This is a genomic window from Streptomyces sp. NPDC093064 (assembly GCF_044754605.1).
In the GTDB taxonomy this organism is placed as follows: domain Bacteria; phylum Actinomycetota; class Actinomycetes; order Streptomycetales; family Streptomycetaceae; genus Streptomyces.
The window spans coordinates 1-1,317 of record NZ_JBIVPK010000155.1; the positions used below are offsets into that span (position 1 = coordinate 1).

The following is a 1,317-nucleotide window of genomic DNA, read 5'->3' on the forward strand; positions in this document are numbered from 1 at the left end:
ACAAACGTTCATGATCACGGTGGCCGTACCTATGCCCACACCCGACCCCGCAAGCCGCCGACCAGCACAGACGCCGGAACTACAACTGCCGTGTCCGACCTGACCCAGCCCAACAGGCACGGCTTGCCGAGATCCGCGACAACTTGACCGCCCGAATCGCTGAAGCCGAGACGGAAGGCTGGCTCGGCGAAGTCGAAGGTCTCCAGGTCAGCCTGGCTGGCGCCGAGGAGAAGCTCCGCCAGCTCGATCGGGGCCACGGGCAGCATACGGCCGTTGACCTTGGCATCCCCACCACGCATGGTGATCGATGAACCCATGAAGGTGGGCTGCCGCATGGCCCTCAACCAAGATCGAGAACAAATTCAAAGAAGCGTGCATCAAACGTCCTTCAGAACACGATCAAGTGCCGCCCGGCCCGCAGGTCCCCAGTTCGACTTGCCGCCGGGAAGGCCCCGATCTCCGTTCTGCCCCATGAGCATCAGGAAGAGGCTCTTCATAGCGGCCAGCCCGCGGGCGCGCCGGATCGCCGCCTCGTCTGCATGCGCGTACATGTCGAAGAAGCGTGAGGCCGTGCCCGCGGGTAGCAGCACCCACGCGGCGGCGAGGTCCCACGCCGGATCGCCGGCGACCATGTCACCGAAGTCGACGATGCCCGCGATCGCCCGCCGCCTGCTCACCCACGCCTACCACCTGCTCTGCGCAGTCCAGGCCCAACACGACCGGCAGGGGACTCGATGACACCAGCCGACGACAACCCCCAGGGGTGGTCGCAGACCCCGGGTCAGCTCGCATTCGCCCATGAGACGGGCTGTCGCTCGTGCTCGATGACCTGACTGAGCAGCCCGGATCCCCGAACCACGGTCATGGCGCCGGCCCACCCGGCCAGACGCCGAATGGGTGGATGTGAGCCCACTCAGCCAGGCCATCAGCGCATCGGGGACGTCAACGACCAAATCCCTGAACATTGGTGACGCTTCCTCGCTCCCGATTCAGAGCTCTCTGCACGGCAGCCCTGCCAGACGAGCACGAGGAAGACCCACAAAGGAAAGCGCCTCGGCTAAGAACAAAAAGCCGCAGGCCGGGGTCACTTCTACGCTTGACAGGCCCGGCCCTCATGGGTGGTCGGATGAAATATTCGGCAGCCGCAACCGCAATGCCAGACGGTCCTTCGCGCAGACTGAGTTCGACCGGAGTGTCAGCGGCTCAGTTGACGCATGGCACCCCGCCCGCCTTCACAGCGGGGCCCGAGTCGACGGGCGACGACGATCTCGGCTCCGTGGCGGCGGGTGACGACGCCTGCCGGCTGGGCAGCGCGTA

Annotated in this window: 1 protein-coding gene and 1 pseudogene; both read right to left on the bottom strand. The window is 65.8% G+C overall.

The window, feature by feature from the left end:
• Nucleotides 1-29 precede the first annotated feature (29 nt).
• Nucleotides 30-335, bottom strand: coding sequence for a hypothetical protein (locus ACIQFZ_RS43535; protein WP_402694014.1), 306 nt, complete (start codon nt 333-335; stop codon nt 30-32).
• 42 nt (nt 336-377) lie between these two features.
• Nucleotides 378-659, bottom strand: a pseudogene (locus ACIQFZ_RS43540) (phosphotransferase); the annotation flags it as partial.
• Nucleotides 660-1,317: the final 658 nt, after the last annotated feature.